Origin of the sequence: Erwinia magellanica (genome assembly GCF_039023495.1) — a bacterium.
GTDB lineage: Bacteria > Pseudomonadota > Gammaproteobacteria > Enterobacterales > Enterobacteriaceae > Erwinia.
Genome location: NZ_JBCHVC010000001.1, coordinates 1041807 through 1061240, shown reverse-complemented (window position 1 = coordinate 1061240; position 19434 = coordinate 1041807). Strand labels below are relative to the sequence as shown.

The window sequence follows — 19434 nt, the reverse complement described above, 5'->3', positions numbered from 1 at the left end:
AATTCTATCCGCTGGCAAGCGCATTAACACTCTTAAGAGCTATTTCCGGCAGCGGTGAAGCGCGTATAGACGCCTGGCGTCATCCCGGTTACCCTGGTGAAGGCTCTGCGCATCACATCAACCCCTGAAAATCCGCACTCGGATGAGACTACTTTAGCGGGGAGACCCTGCGCCAGCAGCAGCTTAGCTTTCGCCACCCGCTCTCGCTCCAGCCACTGAGCGGGCGCTACCGAAAGCTCTTGCCGGAACAGACGGCTCAGATGCCGCTCACTGAGGTTGATATGCGCCGCCATCATGGTGACAGTTTTCACGCTTTGCAGGTTACTGGTGCTCCAGCGCAGCAAATCCTGAAAAGCGGAACGGCCACTCAGCGTCACGGCGGTGCTCCTTGTAAAATGGGTCTGGTTAACTGGCCGACGAAAGAACATTACCAGGTTATTGGCTACGTCCAGAGCGACTTCACGTCCCAGATCCTCTTCAACCAGCCTGAGAGCCAGATCCAGACCCGAGGTCACGCCCGCGGCAGTCCGTAGACGCCCGTCAACAACATACAACGCATCTGCGTCCACCCTGACCTCCGGATAACGCGCCAGTTCGCTGGCGCAGGCCCAGTGAGTCGTCACCCTCTTTCCTTTAAGCAATCCTGTCTGCGCCAGAAGCAGAGCGCCGCTGCATATCGAACCATAGCGCTGGCTTTGCAGACAGTGGCGGCTGATGGCCGCCAGCACCCCCGCCTCAGGCAGGAATCCGGCCATCTCAGGCGCGCCCGCCACAAGAAAGGTGTTGGCAGAAATGACCTCCTTCTCGCTGAGTAGCCGGTCTGCCAGCACTCTTACTCCTGAAGAAGAGTGGATGGTAAGCGAATCTGTCGACATCACGCTGGTTCTGTAGACCTGACGTTTCAGGATGCGATTGGCCTCTGTAAAGACATCCAGCGGCCCTGAAACGTCCAGCAGCTGTACGCCCGGCACCGCCAGAATGACCATATCCTGTGGCATTGCTCTTCCCCTGTCCGTAACAATCGTTCTGTCTCATTTCGTCGTAAAGAGACGCTTTAAGACAGCAATGATCTTCTTCAGACTGGGGTAAATCACTCCTGAAGAGTAAAAAAATGATCAAGACAATAAATGGCATACAAATCCCACAGAGTAAGATGGCGCAGGAAGCGACCGAATTAGTGCGTGATACGGAATCTGACCTGCTTTTCCATCATTCCAGCCGCGTCTACTACTGGGGAGCACTGGCGGGTCAGCAGCGCGGATTGAAGGTTGATGCGGAGCTGCTCTATGTTGGCTGCATGTTTCATGATATGGGGCTGACGCACGATCGCTGTAGCTGCGATAAGCGGTTTGAAGTGGATGGGGCGAATGCAGCAAGAGATTTTCTGCAAGGTTACGGCATCGCACCGCAGGATATTGACAAGGTCTGGACTGCTATCGCCTTGCATACCACGCCCGGTATCCCGGAGTTTATGACTCCCGAGATCGCGCTGGTGACTGCCGGAGTGGAAATGGATGTGCTGGGTATCGGGTTCGACCAGTTTACTCCCCAGCAGATTGGAGCGGTAACAGGCTGGCATCCCCGTCCGGAGGCATTCAAGGAGGAGATCATTCAGGCGTTTTATGATGGCATCAAACAGAAACCGCAAACGACCTTCGGCAATGTAAAGGCTGATGTTATAGCGGACAAAGAAGCGGGCTTTAAAGCGGGTAACTTCTGTGAGGTCATACGGCAGTCGCGCTGGCCGGGCTGAATAAGTGACGTTGTCACAATAAAATGATTGCTGCATTACTCCACCACGCCCGGCTCCTTTATCTATACTTTTCAATCAGGAGCCGGGAACTCTTCCTTTCAGGCACCCGTTGCAGTTACGCCAACCCCCTCAAGGCGTATAACTTTCCCTGACAAGGATGAATGAACTATGAAGAATAAAAGCTATAACAAGCCAGAACGGGATAATGGTTATGCCGAATTGGGCGACTACGCCGCTATCGGCGAAGGCCGGTCCGTGGCGTTGATTGCACCCGATGGATCCATTGACTGGTGGTGCGCCCCCAACCTTGATTCACCGCCCCTGTTTGACCGCATCCTGGACAGCGGTACAGGCGGCTATTTTCAGCTGGAACCCAATCAGCCCTATAGCGTAGAGCGGCGCTACCGCAAAGACAGTAATATTCTTGAAACCTCTTTTAAGACTGAAACCGGTAGCGTGTTAATCACCGAATCGATCAACAGTACGCTGGCTGGCAGGCTGCCGTGGAGTGAACTGGCACGACGAATTGAAGGTGTTGAGGGCGAAGTGGTGCTGAATCTCAGGCTGCGCTTTGGCACCGCTGCGGAAACGCGCTCGCCGTGGATGGCCGAGACGGCACAGGGTACGGTTTTCCATATTGCCGATCTGCTGGCGATGCTGCGTACCAGTGAAGATATCCAGCTCACGCATTGCGACGATGAAAAGGTAGAGGGGAAAGTCACCACCTCCGCCGGTTCCAGTTCGCTGGTAGCTTTGCTGGCCACCGAGAAAGAGCCGCTGGCTGTCCCTACGCTAACGGCGATTGACGAAAGAATTGAAACCAGTCACCTTGCCTGGCGGGATTGGGTCAAAAGCCTCAGCTATGATGGCCTGTTCCCGCTTCATGTAAAACGTTCTGCGCTCTCATTAAAGTTCCTGTGGTACTCCCCAACCGGCGCGCTTGCTGCGGCGGCTACTACCTCCCTGCCGGAAGGCATTGACGGCGAAAAAAATTATGACTATCGCTACGCCTGGGTGCGCGATGCCTGTCTGATCATTAAATCCTTTATCTATCTCGGCGCGCTTGAAGACTCCAAAGCCGCCTTCTCCTGGCTGACCCGTACCATTATTCGCCATGGCGTGAAGCTTCGCGCCTGCTACACCCTTGAGGGTGATGTGGTGCCCGCAGAACGTTTCCTGCCGCTGGAGGGCTATAAAGGGTCGCAGCCTGTTCGGGTCGGCAACAATGCACGGGATCAGGTTCAGCTGAGCATGTATGGCGATATGCTGGCAACCGCTCAGCTGTTTGTGGAGGCGGGACACGTTTTAGATATTGCCACCTCGCGCATGCTGGGAGAGCTGGCAAACTGCTGCGCTGATCACTGGCGGCAGAAGGATTCCGGCATCTGGGAGCTGCCTGAAGAACAGCATTACACCCATTCCAAAATGGCCTGCTGGCTGGCGCTGGACCGGGCAACGGCGATGGCGAATGAGAAACATATCGAACCCACCTGGGTTGGGCGCTGGGAGCGTGAGCGCGACCGGATCAGTGACTGGATTGAAACCCACTGCTGGTCTGAAGAGCGCCAGACCTATCTGTTTTATGCCGGGAGTGAGGAGCGGCTGGATGCTTCCCTGGCGCTGGTTTATCACTATGGCAACAGTGTTAACCCCAAAAGAATGCTGGCCACCTATGAAGCGATATACAGCGAGCTGGGGCATAACAGCGCAATGATTTACCGCTACAGCGGCGTCGAACAGGAAGAGAGCACCTTTATCGCCTGCTCTTTCTGGCTGGCGGAAGCCTTTGCCTCAATGGGTGAAAAAGAGCGTGCACAACAGGCGATGGATGAGATCCTCTCCTGCCTGTGCGATAAGGGCAACGTGGAAACCTTCAATGAGATGTTTGACGTGCGTACCAACAGCTGGCGGGGCAATTTGCCTCAGGGACTGAGTCATCTGGCGCTGATTTGTGCAGCGCAGGCGCTTTCAGAAGCAGACCGCAAAAGTTAGCGAACAGCCTTTAAACTGAAGTCACTTCTGGAAAGGGGGCGCTCACCCTCTTCCAGAAGAGTCGCTTGATTTTCCCCGGCAGTAAAACTTTGAGACAATAATCTTTAATTTTTTTATTTTTATTAATCATTTAGTTAGACACTTTCACTCGGTTATTCCCCTCCTCTCGCCCCTTTCTGCCGCTTAGCACATAGGCTTTATTTACCCTTCACTACTTAAATTGACAAAGCATGACAAAAAAATCTCTCCTTTCCTGGTCTTCCATTACCGGGATTGTTGTCGGTCTGTTCGGGCTGGCCTTTCTGCTACTGGGAGGCTGGCTGGCTGCGCTTGGCGGCAGCCCCTGGTATCTTCTTTTTGGCGCAGGCTTCCTGCTCAGCGGTCTGTTTATTCTCCGCAGGCGCGCAGCGGGTATCTGGCTCTATCTGCTGACTTATCTGATCTGTCTGGGCTGGTCCCTGTGGGAAGTGGGTCTGGATGGCTGGCAACTGATGCCGCGTCTGTTTGCCCTGTCGCTGCTGGGGGTCTGGGTAAGCCTGCCCTGGGTAACACGCCAGGTGATGGCAACCCGAAACCAGGCTCGCAGCGGGACGTTCGCGGGCCTGTTCTATGTGCTGACTATTGGGCTGATCGTCTATACCGGCTGGCACGTGACCGACACGCGCTTTGTGCATCTGAACCCTGTTCCAGCCGCCTCAACAGGTGATATTCCGGCGGCGGCAGAGAAAAATTCCAACTGGAAGTATTATGGGCACAACCCGGCGGGCCAGCGTTTCTCGGCGCTGGAGCAGATCACGCCAGCTAACGTCAGCAAGCTGAAGCCCGCCTGGCAGTTCAATACCGGCGATGTCATGCGTAAAGGGGAAGACAAAGCTGGCAGAGAGTTCAATTTCGAAGTCACGCCGATCAAGGTCAACAATACCCTCTTTATCTGTACGCCCCATCGTCAGGTCATCGCTCTGGATGCGACTACCGGCAAACAGCGCTGGAGGTTTGATCCTCAGGCTGATACTTCAGCCAATGAATATCTCGCCTGCCGTGGAGTCGCCTGGAGCCAGGATCTCACTGACACTACTTGTCCTGACAAAATCATTACCACCACCAGCGACGCCAGGATGGTGGCGCTGAATGCGGAGACGGGCAAGCCCTGCGCCTCTTTTGGTCAGAACGGCTTTGTGAGCCTGACCGATCGTATGGGTGAAGTACCGCCTGGTTTTCACTTTATCACCTCTCAGCCAATGGTCATGGATGGCAAGATCGTGCTGGGCGGCTGGATTTATGACAATCAGTCAACGGGTGAACCTTCCGGGGTAGTCCGGGCTTACGACGTCAAAACCGGAAAGATCGCCTGGGCCTGGGATATGGGCAGAACGCCGCAAAATGCGCCTCTGAAACCAGGCGAAACTTACACCCGCGGCACACCTAACGGTTGGGGAACCTATACAGCAGATGAGAAGCTGGGGTTGATCTATATCCCGCTGGGTAACGCCACGCCCGACTATTTTGGCGGCAAACGTCGGCCATTCGATGAAAAATACTCTACTTCGCTGGTGGCACTGGATATCCATACCGGCAAGGAGCGCTGGCATTATCAGATGGTGCATCACGATGTCTGGGATTTCGATCTCCCCATTGGCCCCACCCTGGTAGATCTGCCTGATGGCAAAGGTGCCACCCTTCCTGCACTGGTACAGACCACCAAAATGGGCCAGCTGTTCCTGCTGAACCGTGAAACAGGCAAACCGCTGGCTCAGGTCATTGAGAAGCCGGTTCCTACCTCGCCATCCCTGCCAGGAGAAGCGCTGTCACCTACCCAGCCAGATTCCGTTGGCATGCCCAACCTCTCGCCACCCGATCTCAAAGAGAGCGATATGTGGGGAGCCACGCCCGTGGATCAACTACTCTGCCGCATTCAGTTTCACCGTTATCGCTATCAGGGGCAATATACGCCGCCAGCTGAAGGCACTTCTATTGCCTACCCGGCCTTTGACGGTGTGATGGACTGGTACGGCGCGTCGGTAGATCCGCAACGGCACCTGCTGATTGCTAATACCAGCTATATCCCTTTCACCATGGAGATGATGAAAGCCAGCGAGGCCAAAAAGCAGGGTCTGATGCAGGATTGGGCTGGCTGGGGCAGCAGGCAGGATTACCCTAAACCCAAAGAGTTCGCCGTTGGGCCACAATATGGCACTCCCTGGGCGGCGATCGTTAAGCCCTGGCTTTCCGCACTCGGCGCGCCATGCAGCGCACCGCCGTGGGGAAAATTGGTGGCAATTGATCTCACTACGCGCAAAATCGCCTGGGAAAGGCCAGCGGGCACCACCAGAGATATGAACATCTTTGGTACGCATACTAACGCTCCGCTACCTACGGGTATTTTTATGATGGGTGGAAACGTGATCACCGGTAGTGGCCTGATCTTTATGGGCGCCACGGCCGATGACTACCTGCGTGCTTTCGACGAGCGCAGCGGACAGGAACTCTGGCGGGCAAGATTGCCGGCAGGTGGGCAGGCGACGCCGATGACCTATAGCGGCAGCGATGGCAGGCAGTACGTGGTTATCGCCGCAGGTGGCCATGGCGGTCTGGGTACGCCTTCCGGAGATGCAGTAATGGCTTACGCCCTGCCCGCACATTAGAGCGGGTCAGAAACCAGAAAGCCCTGTGGTTTAACGCCACAGGGCTTTCAATATTGGGTAGAACAGGTCAGACAGCAGTCGGGTAAGGTTTAGGGTTTTTCAACTCTCTGTACCTGAAGATAACGCGCATCCCCTTTGCCTTTCACAAATCCGCTTACCCTGATCATATCCTTTGAGGTGTACTCTTTACCGTCCCAGGCTGGCGTCGGTACCTTAAGGGAAATTTTTCCGGAGTCGTCGCGCAGTATGTAGCTCTTGTCATCGGTTTTTTCGATCAAGTAGCCTTCAACGGTAACCCAGGCATTGTCACGCTGTGAGTACAGGGAGTGGATTGTGCTTTCTCCGGTATCTTCCGAGCCTTTGTAACCGGCATCTTTTTTATGAACCGGAGGCGGTGTTTCACCACTTTTGAATCCCCCTTCCGCAGCCATCGCATGGCCCGTGAAGGCAAGTATTGCGGCCAGTGCCAGCATCTTTTTCATTCTATCTCCTTAATGTCTCAGGCTATGCCCTGCTCGATGTGTCTCCTTTAAGCCTGGCACAACAGCGGAAATTTTCCTTATAAAATAACCCGCTCGGGTTAAAAGAGCCGCCAGCACGCCAGGCGACCAGCAAGGCTCTCTCTCATTCTGGTTTAATCAGACGGATAGCGTGCTCAAGAACTTTCTGCTCATCCCTGTCCGCGTCGGCACGGTCATGTCGGGTTTTTATCAAGAGATTAGTCAGCACTTCGCGGTGGGTATTATATCCGCTTTCCGCCAGCACAATGACCGCATCGCCAATAACCCGGCAAACTTCGTCATAATACTCTTCACTCAGCACATCACGTTTCATAGCTGTTCCTTTTTACCGTTTTTTCACACCGTTAAAGCCTGACCCTGGCAAATAATCAGAGAGTAAACACGTAACAACACCTTTTGTAAAACTTACTTAACCTTTATTACCACTTGGAAAAAATCAGGCCCGAAAAATATTATAGCCGCTGATCTCTTCTCTTCCACATCAGCCAGAATTGACCTGCTTAAAATAACCGCCAATGAAAGTCGTGCAGTGAAGGTTGAATTATTTACCTGAGGTCGACACGGAAAAAATTATTTGGCTCTGCGCGCTTTTTTTTCCGTTTATATGTGACAAACCTCACATCTGTGCCAGGCTTATTGCTACTCGAATGAATAAAGAAGGAACTCTATATGTCCAGCAACGATAAAAAATCACTCTTATCCGTGGATTATCCTGCACCGCCATTTGCGGAGCAACCACAGCCAGTGCCAGGTCTGGCCAGTAAAATGATCCCTGTCCCCGATCATGGCGAAACATCCTATCGTGGTTCGGGCCGCCTTGCAGGCCGTAAGGCTTTGATCACCGGAGGCGACTCTGGTATTGGCCGCGCGGTGGCTATTGCTTATGCCCGTGAAGGGGCGGATGTCGCTATTAATTATCTTCCTGAAGAAGAGTCTGATGCGGCTGAAGTTATTAAGCTGATTGAAGCTGAAGGACGTAAAGCCTTTGCCATTCCGGGCGATATTCGCACCGAAGCTTTCTGCCAGAAACTGGTAAAAGAAGCGGCAACCAGCTTGGGCGGTCTGGATATTCTGGTTAATAACGCCGGACGTCAGCAGTTTAATGAATCTATCCGTACCTTAAGCACTGAAGATTTTGATGCGACATTCAAAACCAATGTTTACGCTATGTTCTGGATCACTAAAGCGGCAGTAGATTATTTACCGCGCGGTGCCTCCATTATTAATACCTCTTCCGTTCAGGCTTATCAGCCCAGTGATATTCTGCTGGATTATGCGCAGACTAAAGCCTGTATTGTTGCCTTTACTAAATCTCTGGCGCAACAGCTGGGTGAAGAAGGCATTCGTGTTAATGCCGTCGCCCCTGGCCCATTCTGGACACCGTTGCAGTCAAGCGGCGGTCAGCCTCAGGAAAAGGTAAAACAGTTTGGTGCCTCAGCCCCGCTGGGCCGACCTGGACAGCCTGCTGAAATCGCACCGCTTTATGTGACGCTGGCCTCTACCGAGAGCAGCTACACCTCCGGGCAGGTTTGGTGCACCGATGGCGGCACAGGCACGCTGTAGCCCATGACCGACTGAAAAAGAGCCTCCCGCATGGGAGGCTTTTTTTATGTCTTTAAGCAGCCTGCGATCTCTGCCAGATGACTTCAGGTTTGTGAGGGTAACGCTTCAACAAAGCGGGCGGTAATTTGCTGTGGACGCGTTATCGCGCCGCCTACCACCACCGCATGCGCGCCAAGTTGCAGGCAGCGCGCCATCATCGCCGGGGTGCTGATATTGCCTTCCGCGATAACCGGCTTATCCACCACGCTCAGCACCGCGCGAAGAAAAGCAAAATCATCATCGGGCAGCAGTTTACCTGCCGTTTCGCGGGTATAGCCGTAAAGCGTGGTGCCAATGCAGTCAAAACCCAGTGAAGAAGCCGTTTCTGCCTCAGCCAGGGTAGCAATATCGGCCATCAGTAACAGCCGGGGATAACGCTGGCGGATCTGCATTACCAGCTGAGAGAGCGATACGCCATCCGGCCTGGCATGAGAAGTGGCATCCAGGGCAATCGCTTCCGGAGCGGCGATTATCAGTTCATCTACTTCCCGCATCGTGGCGGTGATATAGACATCACTGTCAGGATAATTTCGTTTCAGAATCCCAATCACTGGCAGATCAACAGTCTGTTTTATCGCCCTGATATCCACCGGACTGTTGGCGCGAATACCAGCCGCGCCGCCAGCCTGAGCGGCAAGCGCCATCCGGCTCATAATAAAGTCGCTGTGCAGAGGCTCCTCTTCCAGCGCCTGACAGGAGACAATTAATTTTCCTTTTACCGCATCAAGCATCGACAGATTCACAGGGCTGATCTCTTTTTAATTTCGTTCGTAGTAAGGGTCGCCAGCGGAGTCTGTATAAGGGTGATGATAAACATTATCTGGCCGCTGGTAACATTCAGGTCATAAGGTAAAACGAGGTGACTTAGAGTTTATGACACAAAGGTGAATTGCGCAGAACATGCGGATAGCGCCGACAGGTAAGGAACGCACTCTCCGTGAAGCGGCAGACGCAACGGGATAGGGTTCTTCGCAGATTGGCCGTAGCAAGGCACCGTTCCGTGTCAGATTCTGGCTGACTTCACCGCACGGCCTGGAGACCATGCCACAGAGTTCATTTTTTCCTGCGTGTCATATTGCGGTATTATTGCCAGAAATAACCCTTACGGAAGAGGTGGTTTTTATGTGGCGGGATGAGGTTGACGGTATTGGGCAGGGGCATCATGGGGACAAGACAACCACAGGAGCAACCTGTTACAGCAGTCTGCAACATACTTTTTGGATTGGTGCGCCTGCGCCGCTCCGCAAAGGTGACCGGACGGGGATTTGCCCGACCTGCGGTAAAACAGGCTCAATCAGCGAAGGGACACCGAGTTGTCAGTTTGGTGCAGTTCCGGTGGCATTGCACGGGGCACAAGTTTCATTCTAAGAAAGAGTCACCCTGAAAATCAGATTTAAAGAACTGGCTTTCAGGTGTGAACTGATCACGAGATAAAAACAGGGTACCGGAAACGCGATAAAACTGGGCCAGCCAGTCCCCTGTCGATTTGCATGCTTAATCAGCCCCTTCTCTGTTTTAAGGGGAAGTGAGATTGGTCGGGAGGGCAAGGAGCTGGCCTCCCTCCTGTGCCAGACGCGCCAGATAGTGCGATGCATCCAGTATCTGGTAGGGAAAATAGAGGCCCGCCTTGACCGGTGGCTTTCCATCCAGCCCGACCAGTCGTGCAAGGAGCAAGGCTATTCCCATTCCTGTCAGTTGTGCCGCTCCGCCCGGATGCACGACGGCATGTCGGGTATGAAGAGCTTCTCCCTTGAGGTCCAGCCCGGAAATATCAATGATGATTTCGGTCGAGAACTTTCCACCACGGCGTCGGCTCGAAGTGATGCCCATCCCCAGGTCAAACTGGACATTTTGCGCGCCCGTTGATGAAGCCAGTCCGACCACGTCAATTGATGAAAAGCCCGTGGCATCAACTTGGGTTCCGTCGAGTGCAGAGAACACCACTCTGGTATCACTGCCCTCACGCCACAGATAGACGCCATCCCGGCGCGTAAGCGCCGCAGGCATCAGGTGGTTAAGATGTTCGAAATCAGCAGCGACCGCAGGACCGCCAATATCTTCTTCATCGACCAGCGCACCAATACGGATTTCATCCACCTGACCGAATGACTTTGTCAGATGGAGCGCCGGAACAGTAGTGGCGCCCACCAGCCACTCATATCCCAGCACCAGAGCGGCAGCATCCGGAGCGTTCATAAAGCTGGCGATTTCGGGGGCGATCTCGAATACGCCCGATGAGATGCTGAGATGGGGTACACCCCGCGATTGTGCGAAGCGGAGAGCGGCAAGCGAAGGATCCTTGTAAAGCACGACGACAGCACTGATTTTCCGCTGCCCGAGGCCCAGGTCGGCAGAGGCCGCATCAATCAATACCCCCTCCGCGCCTCCATATTCTGCCGCTGCGTTCTGCGCCCTGGTCAGTTCGCGACCGCCAATAAGCAGGGGGAGATCAGGATAAGTGGCGTGTATTGCCCGGACGGTCTGGTGGCCAATAGCGCCGGAGCCGCCCAAGAGGAGTATGGGATCAAATGACATAGGTGTGTTTCCTTATGTACGTGGTAAGCTACCATTAGTAGGAAAGGTAGCACTCATTACGCCACAGAGCTACCTTTAGTAGGTTTCAGTGAGAGATATTATGAAAAAGAGCAATACCCCGCTTCCTGCCTCCCCTTCCCGCAGGTTAACAAAGGCGGAGCGGCGGAAGCAGCTTCTGGACACTGCCCTTCTCATCGTGCGAGAGGAAAACGCGGATAGACTGACTCTGGGGCACCTCGCTGTGCGCGCAGAGGTCTCCAAACCTGTGGTTTATGATCATTTCGCCACTCGTTCAGCCTTGCTGATCGAGCTGTACAGATGGATTGATATGGAGCGGGTCAGGACGTTTGCTGAGGCGATGACCACCACGCCCAGAAGTGCGCAGGAAACCGCTGAGGTGCTTGCCAGCGCCTACATCAACTGCGCATCAGACAAAACAGATGAGTTTCACTCAGTAGGGGCGGCGCTGGCGGGAAGTGAAGAGAAGTCGGCGGTTTTTCAGGAACTGCTGGATAACTGCGTCGCGATGTTCGTCTCAGTCCTGACGCCACATGTAGACATGCCGCCCCGCTCGCTGATGCAATGCTGCATCGGCCTGGTTGGCGCAGGAGAGGCTCTTTCCGCTGCGCTCGCCCGTGGACGACTGAGTCAGGATGAAGCAGTAACCTCCTTCGCTTTGCTGATCGGTGGTGCGATGGAGAAGAGTAAAAGCTGACAAGCTTGTACTGTACTGATCTCTCTGAATAAAAAAGCAAACTTAAAGATCTCAACAAGGCCCACTATTTATACTGCGGCCTTCTCTTAAGCAAATATCTTCAGCTTAACCAGACTCAAAGCCGGAACAGCATTGACCAACCGGGATAAAAGCAGCACCGCCCAGGTTTCAGCTAATTCTTCTGGGTTTACTTCAGACCAAGTTTGACCGCCAGCCTGTGGAGATTGCCAGGATCAACTTCAAGCTTCCGCGCAGCTTTGACCCATACCCGCCCGCTGCTCTCATATACCTGTTTGATGTAACCGTACTGAAACTGACGGGTCGCCTCATGCAAACTCATCTCCGGCATACGCTGCTGCGAGTTGACCGACGCTGGATAAACCGGTCTGGCGCCCTCTGAATTGAAATGGTGTGGAAGCAGAATGATTTCGCCGCTGTGCGACTCTGCCTGCGCGATGATCACCGCGCGATAGATTGTATGTTCCAGCTCGCGAATATTTCCCGGCCACTCTGCTGCTGCAAGCATAGCGCTGAAGGCAGGGCTAAGCGCGACGCTAATCAGACCAAATTTTACGCGACACTTTTCACAGAAGTAGCCAGCCAGTAACACAATATCGTCACGACGTTCATTAAGCGACGGTACAAACAGGGGGAAGACGCTCAGGCGGTGATAGAGATCCGCCCTGAATTTACCTTCCGTAACGGCCATGCGCATATTCAGGTTTGTGGCTGCGATAATCCGTACATCTACAGTAAGGGGCTTATCTTCACCCACCCGTTGTAGATCGCCGTACTGTAGCACGCGTAACAGTTTGGCCTGAAGAGCCAGCGGCAACTCCCCTATTTCGTCCAGAAACAGCGTCCCTTTATCTGCCAGCTCAAACTTGCCTGGCCGGTCATGTATAGCCCCAGTGAAAGCCCCCTTAACGTGGCCGAACAGCTCACTTTCCGCCACGCTTTCCGGCAGCGCTGCGCAGTTCAAGTAGATCATCGGCTGTGCAGCGCGGTGTGATTGTCGGTGAAGGGCCTGGGCGATAAGTTCTTTTCCGGTGCCGGTTTCACCCATTATCAGTACACTCAGATCGGAAGGGGCGACTACACTTATTTCTTTTTTCAGATGAGTTAATGCCGCTGACTTACCGATAATTTCAACCTCCTCATTTTCTTCCGGCCGGTGAGGCTGGGGAGTAAACGAAGAGGCCGGTTTTTCCAGCTGTTCAACAAGTAATGCGTTGTTCAGCGCGCCCGCTGTGAGGCTTGCCAGAACCCGTAATTCTTCATCGCTGTAATTATCAAACTGGGTGGCGTTCATACCGTCCAGGGTCAGAGCGCCAATCAGCGTTTGTCCGGCAAAAAGAGGCATGCCAACGCACGCATGTACATGCAAATCGCCCTGTTCAGGAATAAGTCCGTCATAGGGGTCGGGTAAATCACTCTCAGCGGGGAAGCGCACCACATCGCCGGCGCGCGCAATGGCTTCAAGCCGCGGATGGGCTTCCAGGCTGAACCGGCGGCCCAGCACATCTGGTGCCAGACCCGCTGTGGCCAGTGGCCGGAATTGTTGATTTTCATAACGTAAAAGCGCAGTCGCATCACAGCCTAACGCGCTGTGGATACTGTTAATCATCCGCATAAAACGATCGCGGCCGCGTACACCATTCTGAATATCGACAGCCAGTGAAGCCAGCGTCCCGACAGATAACGTCATATTGTCACCTTTACCTGAATTGTTTTTATAACAATAACGATATTGTATATATAACAATTTCCCGGTTGTGCGATTGACAGAAATCAATAACTTAATTAATGGCACGTAATATGCAACATCAGGTCAGATAATCCACTTCAGGAGCGTGACGATGTTCAATCACAAAACGGCCTTATCGCTTAATGCAGAACAAATTACCTGTGCCGCCAAAGCGCTGAAATGGGCAGCCTTTGGCGGTTATCGCCAGGGGCCAGCCCTGAAATACAAACAAAGCGCGCCGGATCGCCTCCGTTTCGAAACTGAATATCAGGGACGAAAAGCCTGGGTGGAACTGGATATCCCCTACACGCCTTTATCTCTGCTGGTCGCCGGCGCGCTTATTTTGCAACAGCTACATATTCAAGGATAAAAGATGACACACATAGATGAAATCGTTGAAGCGGTGGATGCCGCCATCCGCAAGAATGTGATCCACGATATGAATGTGCTTTTGTGTGAGCTGAGCGACGATCACAGACTCACGCGTGAGCAGCGATTTGAGCAGCAACAACGCCTGCGCCTGGCCGTTTTCAGACACACCAGCGAGAAAGAAGAGCTGGCCGAACAGCGCCGTAACTGGCTGACCCACGGCGGCATCATTCATTAACAGGAGAACTGTAATGACTTATCTCATCCCGGAAAATTTTATCCACACCCGTTCCACCCCTTTCTGGAATAAAGAGAGCGTACCAAAAGCGCTCCTGAAGCATCACAACACTAAAAAAGGCGTTTACGGCAGGCTGTCAGTGATGCGCGGCGCCGTAAAATATTATGGTTTCGCCAGTGAACAAGATCAGCAGCACGAAACAGAACTTACCATTATGGCAGGAGAATTTGGCATCAGTCCGCCGCAATACTGGCATCACATTGAGCTTCTGAGTGATGACACATATTTTAATATCGATTTTTTTGCTGCGCCGGATGAAATACTGGAGGGAGAGGGATTTGAACGTGAAGTCCATATCCCGACATCCTAATCACACCCGCATAAATGAAACCCGCTTCGGCGGGTTTTTTTATGCAAACGCATTGTCATTAAAACAAAGCTTTGTATTTACAACAAAGATGGCCATTGTTAAAAAGACAAATAACTCTGGTAAAGTGCATAGATATCAATTAGTTAAAAACTGGCACACTTAATGCAATCCCCTACGTGAAATCAATTTACGTTAACAGGGCTTCAGATGAATATTCACGTTAAAAACAACATTTATTGGGTAGGTAAAAGAGACTGGGAAGTTGAGCATTTTCACGGCAAAGAATACAAAATGCAGCGGGGAACCAGTTATAACAGCTACCTGATCCGCGAAGAAAAAAACGTCCTTATCGATACCGTTGATCTCAGATTCCGCACCGATTTCGTTAACAATCTGGCGGAAGAAATCGATCTTAAAACCATTGATGCCATTGTGATTAACCATGCGGAAGAAGATCATGCTGGCGCACTTGCTGAACTGCTGGCGCTGATCCCTGGAACACCGGTTTACTGCACCGCAAACGGCGTCGACTCCATCAACGGGCATCATCATCATCCTGAATGGAATTTCAACATCGTTAAAACCGGTGATTCACTCGATATCGGTAACGGTAAAAAGCTTATCTTCGTTGAAACGCCCATGCTGCACTGGCCTGACAGCATGATGACCTACATCACTGAAGATGCTGTGCTGTTCAGTAATGACGCCTTTGGCCAGCACTATTGCGATGAACATCTGTTCAACGATGAAGTTGACCAGAACGAATTGTTTGACCAGTGCCAGCGCTACTTTGCCAATATTCTTACCCCTTTTGCCCGCCTGGTGACGCCGAAAATTAACGAAATTCTTGGTTTCAACCTGCCGGTCAGCATGATTGCTACTTCCCACGGCGTTGTATGGCGCGATAATCCTGCACAGATTATTGAGCTTTACCTGAAATGGGCTGCCGATTATCAGGAAGACCGGATCACCCTTTTCTATGATGCCATGTCTGACAATACGCGCAGGATGGCAGAAGCGATCGCTCAGGGTATCCGGGAAATCGATCCGCGCGTCGCCGTGAAGGTTTACAACGTCTCCAGCCATGACAAGAACGAAATTATCACCTCCTGCTTCCGCTCTAAAGGCATCCTGGTGGGATCATCCACCATGAATAACGTGATGATGCCAAAAATTGCGGGGATGCTTGAAGAGATGACCGGCCTGAAATTCCGCAATAAACGCGCTTCTGCCTTTGGTTCTTATGGCTGGACGGGCGGTGCGGTAGATCGTGTGGCGACCCGTTTGCAGGATGCCGGTTTTGATATGACCATCGCCCTTAAAACCAAGTGGCGTCCCGATCTTTCCGCTCTGGAAACGTGCCGGGAGCATGGCCGGAAAATCGCCCGTGACTGGGCGCTATCGCCCCTTCCTGCGCCGGCCCCGGTAGCCGATAACAGCGCCGCCGCTATGGCAGCCGCAGCGCCCGCTAACGGGAATGGGGTATGCATGGTTGAAGCGGGCGAAGCGCCCGGTCAGAAAATGATCTGTACAGTCTGTGAGTGGATTTACGATCCGGCAGAGGGCGAGCCAGATCAGAACGTCGCGCCAGGAACCCCGTGGGAAGAAGTACCCGATGATTTCTTATGTCCCGGATGTGCGCTGGGTAAATCCGTATTCGATCCCTGCGAGGGCTAACGCTGTGTCAGCAGAAATTATTGTGATTGGCTCCGGCTTTGCTGCCCGGCAGCTGATTAAAAATTTACGCTCTCTGGATAAAAACGTGCCGGTTCGTCTCTTTGCTGCCGACAGCTGTGATGAATACAGCAAGCCCGAACTGAGTCATGTTTTCACCAGGGGTTGTGATGCTGATGCACTGACCCGGCAGACCGCGGCAGAGTGGGCTGAAAGCCAGCGCATCATAGTGCACCCTTATACCGTTGTAAGCGCAATTGATACCGCAGCGCATATCGTTACAACCTCCGCTGGCGATTTCCGCTATGACAAACTGGTGCTGGCTACCGGTGCGCAGGCTATCGTTCCGACGGTAAAGGGCAGCGATTTAATCTGCACGCTGAACAGTCAGCAGGAATACCGCAAATATCACTCCGGGCTGGCTGAGGCTAAGCGGGTACTGATGATCGGCGGTGGACTCATCGGCACAGAACTTGCGATGGACTTTAGCCGCGCGGGTAAGTCTGTGACGGTAGTGGAGCGCGGCAGTAGCCTGCTGTCGGCGCTGCTGCCGCCGGAGATTGCTGCCCGTTTGCAGAATCGTTTAATGAGCAACGGCGTTGAGTTCATCTTCAGAAATGAACTCAGTGAACTTTCCCGACATCAGGACGCCATACAGGCTTCATTCAGTAATGGCCTGAAGAGAACGTTTGATACCGTGGTGTGTGCCATCGGCTTACGCCCGGATCTTACGCTGGCGCGCGCTGCGGGCATTGAGGTGCGTCATGGCATTGTCGTCGATGAGAGGCTCGCAACATCCGCTGCCGATGTTTATGCATTGGGTGACTGTGCCGAAATTGGGGGAAAACTGATGCCCTATCTGCAACCGGCAACACTCGCCGCGATGACCCTTGCCAGGAACCTGACCGGTAGTGCAGCCAGGCTCACCCTGCCCACCCTGCTTATCAACGTTAAAACGCCCGATCTGCCTCTTCATCTTGCAGGCGACCCGGCTAATCCTGCTTACCGATGGGAGATAGCGTTATCTGCCGCTGGCCTTATCGCAAAAGGATATGACGGAAACGACATCTTCCGGGCCTTTGTGGTCAGTGAAGACCATTTGAAGCTGGCATTCAGTATGCTCAAAGAAATTAAGCTAAACGCTACACATTAGCCCGCAAAAGGAGTCCGGCGACAGCAGCAGGATGTCGGTGCTGATCCTGAAAAAGCGGATTGCGTCGTTAACAACAGGCCGGTGCATCATCGGCCTTAACTCCCCTTTAATTACCGGGATGACCTTACTATGAACACCACTACCACAGACATCACGCTTCACAACCCCTCCTCCTGCACCTGCGGCAGGATCATCTGGTTAACAGTGAACTGTGAGTTTTTTATTATGAATCTCGGCACCCATGAACGCGATGCGCGGATTGATGCAAAAATAGGTTCGGCATATAAAGGTATGGATTTCCGTCCTGAAGCTCTCAAAGAGGTCGTTGCAGAGGTATTCTGGGAAATGTGGGATCAGTGGCTGCCTGCTGAGGGGATAAAAGTCACGCCCGTCACAAACCCTTAGCCGAGAGATTAATGGCCAGTCCTGCACAGAAGGTGCCAGCGGCAGGAGAGGCATAGCATTACCAACTACGAGAAAATAATGGAAATCACGCAGGCGCACCCGTGTCATATAACAGGAATAGCAGAGATTTATGCCTGGCATGTTGAACACGGCCTGGCCACGTTTGAAACAGAGCCGCCAACGGCTGAAGAGATGCAGTCGAGGCTGAGCAACGTTTTGCAGAGCGGCGGCTACTGGCTGGTCGCGCTGGAAGCGGATCGGGTGCTGGGGTACTGCTACCTTGCACCCTACCGTCCCCGCTACGCTTACCGATTTACCCTTGAAGACTCCATCTATTTGCATCCTGAGGCAGCCGGTCGCGGTATTGGTCGTGCACTGCTGAGTAAAGCGCTTCACCTTGCGGAAGCTGACGGTTTTCGTCAGGTGGTGGCCATTATTGGCAACAGCGAAAATGCGGCATCCCTGGCGCTGCACCGCTCGCTGGGATTTCAGTTGACCGGCGTGCTGAAGTCGGTTGGTTTTAAGCATGGCCGCTGGCTGGATACCGTCATGATGCAGTGTACGCTGGGTGCGGGTGATACCACGCTTCCTGTTACCTCGACTACGCTTTCAGGTAGAGCATGAACCGTTTAAGCCCTGAGGAGGAGTCATGAAGCAGCAAGAAGTCACTGCCACCGTGGTCAGCGCAGCGCTGGAAGTCAGCAATCAGCCGCGAACGCTGGAATACTCAGACGATCAGGTGCTGGTAAAAGTGGAGCGCGGCGGGATCTGTGGGTCTGATATTCACTACTACCAGCACGGCCGCGCAGGTATGTCCGTGCTGAAAGAGCCGATGATCCTTGGCCATGAATTCGTTGGCCAGGTTGCGGAAGCGCCCGCGAACAGTGCGCTGAAAATTGGCCAGCGCGTAGCCATTAATCCCTCCAGCCCCTGTAATCACTGCGAATTTTGTCTGGCCGGTAAACAGAATCACTGCCGCACCATGAAGTTTATGGGGAGCGCGCAGTTCTTCCCGCATGTTCAGGGTGGCTTTGCCAGCTATGTCGCTGTCCGTCCTGAGCAGTGTGTTCCTTATGCTGAAGAGGCCGATGCCAGAGTTATCGCTTTTGCCGAACCTCTGGCCGTCGCTCTTCACGCCGTGCATCAGGCGGGAGATCTGGTGGGCAAGAGAGTGCTGGTGACCGGTTCCGGCCCTATCGGCTGCCTGGTGATCGCTTCCGCCTTTGCTGCTGGCGCCTCGGAAATCGTTGCCACCGATATGAGCGAACGCTGCCGCACGCTGGCGCTTGCCATGGGGGCTTCTAAGGCCGTTGATCCCACAGATCAGGAGACCACCAACAAATGGCAGGAGAACGGCGGCTATTTTGATCTCTGTTTTGAAGCCTCTGGCGCGCCTGCTGCCATCGCCTCCACTGTGGGTTTCACCCGTCCGAAAGGCCGCATTGTGCAGCTGGGGATGGGGGCGGCTTCTCTCGATTTTCCGCTCGGTCTGTTGCTGGTCAAGGAGATTGAGCTGGCTGGCTCCTTCCGTTTTATCAACGAATTCGCCATTGCGGTGCGCTGGCTGGAAAGTGGCCGCATCAACCCGCTGCCCCTGCTCTCTGCCGTCTTCCCGCAGCAGGAAGTGGTCAGCGCGCTGCAAATGGCCTGCGACAAAAGTCAGGCGGCCAAAGTCCAGATAACCTTTAGCTCTGTACCAAGTGGTACAAGCTAAGGAT

Annotated in this window: 20 protein-coding genes; 14 read left to right on the top strand and 6 right to left on the bottom strand. The window is 53.4% G+C overall.

What is annotated here, in order from left to right:
• Positions 1-32 precede the first annotated feature (32 nt).
• Positions 33-998, bottom strand: a complete 966-nt coding sequence (locus tag AAH450_RS04885; protein ID WP_342909169.1) for a GlxA family transcriptional regulator — start codon at positions 996-998, stop codon at positions 33-35.
• A 113-nt stretch (positions 999-1111) separates the two neighbouring features.
• Here AAH450_RS04885 and AAH450_RS04880 point away from each other — a divergent pair, with 113 nt between their 5' ends.
• From AAH450_RS04880 to AAH450_RS04870, 3 genes are all read left to right on the top strand, one after another.
• Positions 1112-1753, top strand: a complete 642-nt coding sequence (locus AAH450_RS04880) for an HD domain-containing protein (protein WP_342909168.1) — start codon at positions 1112-1114, stop codon at positions 1751-1753.
• Between the two features lie 168 nt (positions 1754-1921).
• A complete protein-coding gene (locus tag AAH450_RS04875) occupies positions 1922-3745 on the top strand; it encodes a glycoside hydrolase family 15 protein (protein WP_342909167.1) in 1824 nt (607 codons plus the stop codon).
• Between the two features lie 230 nt (positions 3746-3975).
• Positions 3976-6387 carry a membrane-bound PQQ-dependent dehydrogenase, glucose/quinate/shikimate family gene (locus tag AAH450_RS04870; protein ID WP_342909166.1) on the top strand — a complete coding sequence of 804 codons (2412 nt, stop codon included), beginning with the start codon at positions 3976-3978 and terminating at the stop codon, positions 6385-6387.
• A gap of 89 nt (positions 6388-6476) precedes the next feature.
• On the opposite strand, the gene AAH450_RS04865 is transcribed toward AAH450_RS04870, so the two are convergent.
• Positions 6477-6869 carry a YgiW/YdeI family stress tolerance OB fold protein gene (locus AAH450_RS04865; RefSeq protein ID WP_342909165.1) on the bottom strand — a complete coding sequence of 131 codons (393 nt, stop codon included), beginning with the start codon at positions 6867-6869 and terminating at the stop codon, positions 6477-6479.
• Positions 6870-7011: 142 nt separating this feature from the next.
• Positions 7012-7221, bottom strand: a complete 210-nt coding sequence (locus AAH450_RS04860; protein WP_342909164.1) for a DUF2767 family protein — start codon at positions 7219-7221, stop codon at positions 7012-7014.
• 356 nt (positions 7222-7577) lie between these two features.
• Between AAH450_RS04860 and AAH450_RS04855 the strand changes: the two genes are divergently transcribed.
• Positions 7578-8471 (top strand): SDR family oxidoreductase, encoded by an 894-nt coding sequence (locus AAH450_RS04855; protein ID WP_342909163.1) that lies wholly within the window; start codon positions 7578-7580, stop codon positions 8469-8471.
• Between the two features lie 83 nt (positions 8472-8554).
• On the opposite strand, the gene AAH450_RS04850 is transcribed toward AAH450_RS04855, so the two are convergent.
• Positions 8555-9241: an N-acetylmannosamine-6-phosphate 2-epimerase gene (locus AAH450_RS04850; RefSeq protein WP_342909572.1), complete on the bottom strand. Its 687-nt coding sequence runs from the start codon at positions 9239-9241 to the stop codon at positions 8555-8557.
• Between the two features lie 310 nt (positions 9242-9551).
• On the opposite strand from AAH450_RS04850, the gene AAH450_RS21085 reads away from it, so the two are divergent.
• Positions 9552-9878, top strand: coding sequence for a PAAR domain-containing protein (locus tag AAH450_RS21085; RefSeq protein ID WP_463322697.1), 327 nt, complete (start codon positions 9552-9554; stop codon positions 9876-9878).
• Positions 9879-10025: 147 nt separating this feature from the next.
• On the opposite strand, the gene AAH450_RS04845 is transcribed toward AAH450_RS21085, so the two are convergent.
• The gene (locus AAH450_RS04845) at positions 10026-11021 is read right to left on the bottom strand and encodes an NAD(P)-dependent oxidoreductase (RefSeq protein WP_342909162.1); all 996 of its coding nucleotides are present in this window, start codon (positions 11019-11021) and stop codon (positions 10026-10028) included.
• A gap of 124 nt (positions 11022-11145) precedes the next feature.
• Here AAH450_RS04845 and AAH450_RS04840 point away from each other — a divergent pair, with 124 nt between their 5' ends.
• Complete coding sequence (locus tag AAH450_RS04840) at positions 11146-11760, top strand: TetR/AcrR family transcriptional regulator (RefSeq protein ID WP_342909161.1); 615 nt, start codon at positions 11146-11148, stop codon at positions 11758-11760.
• A gap of 187 nt (positions 11761-11947) precedes the next feature.
• On the opposite strand, the gene norR is transcribed toward AAH450_RS04840, so the two are convergent.
• A complete protein-coding gene (norR, locus tag AAH450_RS04835) occupies positions 11948-13468 on the bottom strand; it encodes a nitric oxide reductase transcriptional regulator NorR (protein WP_342909160.1) in 1521 nt (506 codons plus the stop codon).
• Positions 13469-13619: 151 nt separating this feature from the next.
• On the opposite strand from norR, the gene AAH450_RS04830 reads away from it, so the two are divergent.
• The 8 genes from AAH450_RS04830 (at position 13620) to idnD (ending at position 19430) form a co-directional block, all read left to right on the top strand.
• Entirely contained in the window at positions 13620-13877 is a 258-nt protein-coding gene (locus tag AAH450_RS04830; protein ID WP_342909159.1) for a hypothetical protein, read from the top strand.
• A gap of 3 nt (positions 13878-13880) precedes the next feature.
• Complete coding sequence (locus AAH450_RS04825) at positions 13881-14114, top strand: DUF2526 family protein (RefSeq protein ID WP_342909158.1); 234 nt, start codon at positions 13881-13883, stop codon at positions 14112-14114.
• A 13-nt stretch (positions 14115-14127) separates the two neighbouring features.
• Positions 14128-14484, top strand: coding sequence for a TehB family protein (locus tag AAH450_RS04820; RefSeq protein ID WP_342909157.1), 357 nt, complete (start codon positions 14128-14130; stop codon positions 14482-14484).
• A 207-nt stretch (positions 14485-14691) separates the two neighbouring features.
• A complete protein-coding gene (norV, locus tag AAH450_RS04815) occupies positions 14692-16161 on the top strand; it encodes an anaerobic nitric oxide reductase flavorubredoxin (protein ID WP_342909156.1) in 1470 nt (489 codons plus the stop codon).
• Positions 16162-16165: 4 nt separating this feature from the next.
• A complete protein-coding gene (norW, locus tag AAH450_RS04810; RefSeq protein ID WP_342909155.1) occupies positions 16166-17311 on the top strand; it encodes an NADH:flavorubredoxin reductase NorW in 1146 nt (381 codons plus the stop codon).
• Positions 17312-17440: 129 nt separating this feature from the next.
• On the top strand, positions 17441-17716 hold the full coding sequence (locus tag AAH450_RS04805; RefSeq protein ID WP_342909154.1) for a hypothetical protein: 276 nt from the start codon (positions 17441-17443) through the stop codon (positions 17714-17716).
• A 78-nt stretch (positions 17717-17794) separates the two neighbouring features.
• A complete protein-coding gene (locus AAH450_RS04800; RefSeq protein ID WP_342909153.1) occupies positions 17795-18340 on the top strand; it encodes a GNAT family N-acetyltransferase in 546 nt (181 codons plus the stop codon).
• 25 nt (positions 18341-18365) lie between these two features.
• The gene (gene idnD, locus AAH450_RS04795; protein WP_342909152.1) at positions 18366-19430 is read left to right on the top strand and encodes an L-idonate 5-dehydrogenase; all 1065 of its coding nucleotides are present in this window, start codon (positions 18366-18368) and stop codon (positions 19428-19430) included.
• The last annotated feature ends 4 nt before the right edge of the window (positions 19431-19434 follow it).

Coding starts and splice junctions, on each gene's coding strand:
- norR (WP_342909160.1), bottom strand. CDS start 13,468: ATGACGTTATCTGTCGGGACGCTGGCTTCACTGGCTGTCGATATTCAG.
- AAH450_RS04875 (WP_342909167.1), top strand. CDS start 1,922: ATGAAGAATAAAAGCTATAACAAGCCAGAACGGGATAATGGTTATGCC.
- norV (WP_342909156.1), top strand. CDS start 14,692: ATGAATATTCACGTTAAAAACAACATTTATTGGGTAGGTAAAAGAGAC.
- AAH450_RS04860 (WP_342909164.1), bottom strand. CDS start 7,221: ATGAAACGTGATGTGCTGAGTGAAGAGTATTATGACGAAGTTTGCCGG.
- AAH450_RS04885 (WP_342909169.1), bottom strand. CDS start 998: ATGCCACAGGATATGGTCATTCTGGCGGTGCCGGGCGTACAGCTGCTG.
- AAH450_RS21085 (WP_463322697.1), top strand. CDS start 9,552: ATGCCACAGAGTTCATTTTTTCCTGCGTGTCATATTGCGGTATTATTG.
- AAH450_RS04855 (WP_342909163.1), top strand. CDS start 7,578: ATGTCCAGCAACGATAAAAAATCACTCTTATCCGTGGATTATCCTGCA.
- AAH450_RS04805 (WP_342909154.1), top strand. CDS start 17,441: ATGAACACCACTACCACAGACATCACGCTTCACAACCCCTCCTCCTGC.
- AAH450_RS04850 (WP_342909572.1), bottom strand. CDS start 9,241: ATGCTTGATGCGGTAAAAGGAAAATTAATTGTCTCCTGTCAGGCGCTG.
- AAH450_RS04840 (WP_342909161.1), top strand. CDS start 11,146: ATGAAAAAGAGCAATACCCCGCTTCCTGCCTCCCCTTCCCGCAGGTTA.
- AAH450_RS04820 (WP_342909157.1), top strand. CDS start 14,128: ATGACTTATCTCATCCCGGAAAATTTTATCCACACCCGTTCCACCCCT.
- AAH450_RS04825 (WP_342909158.1), top strand. CDS start 13,881: ATGACACACATAGATGAAATCGTTGAAGCGGTGGATGCCGCCATCCGC.
- AAH450_RS04800 (WP_342909153.1), top strand. CDS start 17,795: ATGGAAATCACGCAGGCGCACCCGTGTCATATAACAGGAATAGCAGAG.
- AAH450_RS04880 (WP_342909168.1), top strand. CDS start 1,112: ATGATCAAGACAATAAATGGCATACAAATCCCACAGAGTAAGATGGCG.
- AAH450_RS04870 (WP_342909166.1), top strand. CDS start 3,976: ATGACAAAAAAATCTCTCCTTTCCTGGTCTTCCATTACCGGGATTGTT.
- AAH450_RS04865 (WP_342909165.1), bottom strand. CDS start 6,869: ATGAAAAAGATGCTGGCACTGGCCGCAATACTTGCCTTCACGGGCCAT.
- idnD (WP_342909152.1), top strand. CDS start 18,366: ATGAAGCAGCAAGAAGTCACTGCCACCGTGGTCAGCGCAGCGCTGGAA.
- AAH450_RS04830 (WP_342909159.1), top strand. CDS start 13,620: ATGTTCAATCACAAAACGGCCTTATCGCTTAATGCAGAACAAATTACC.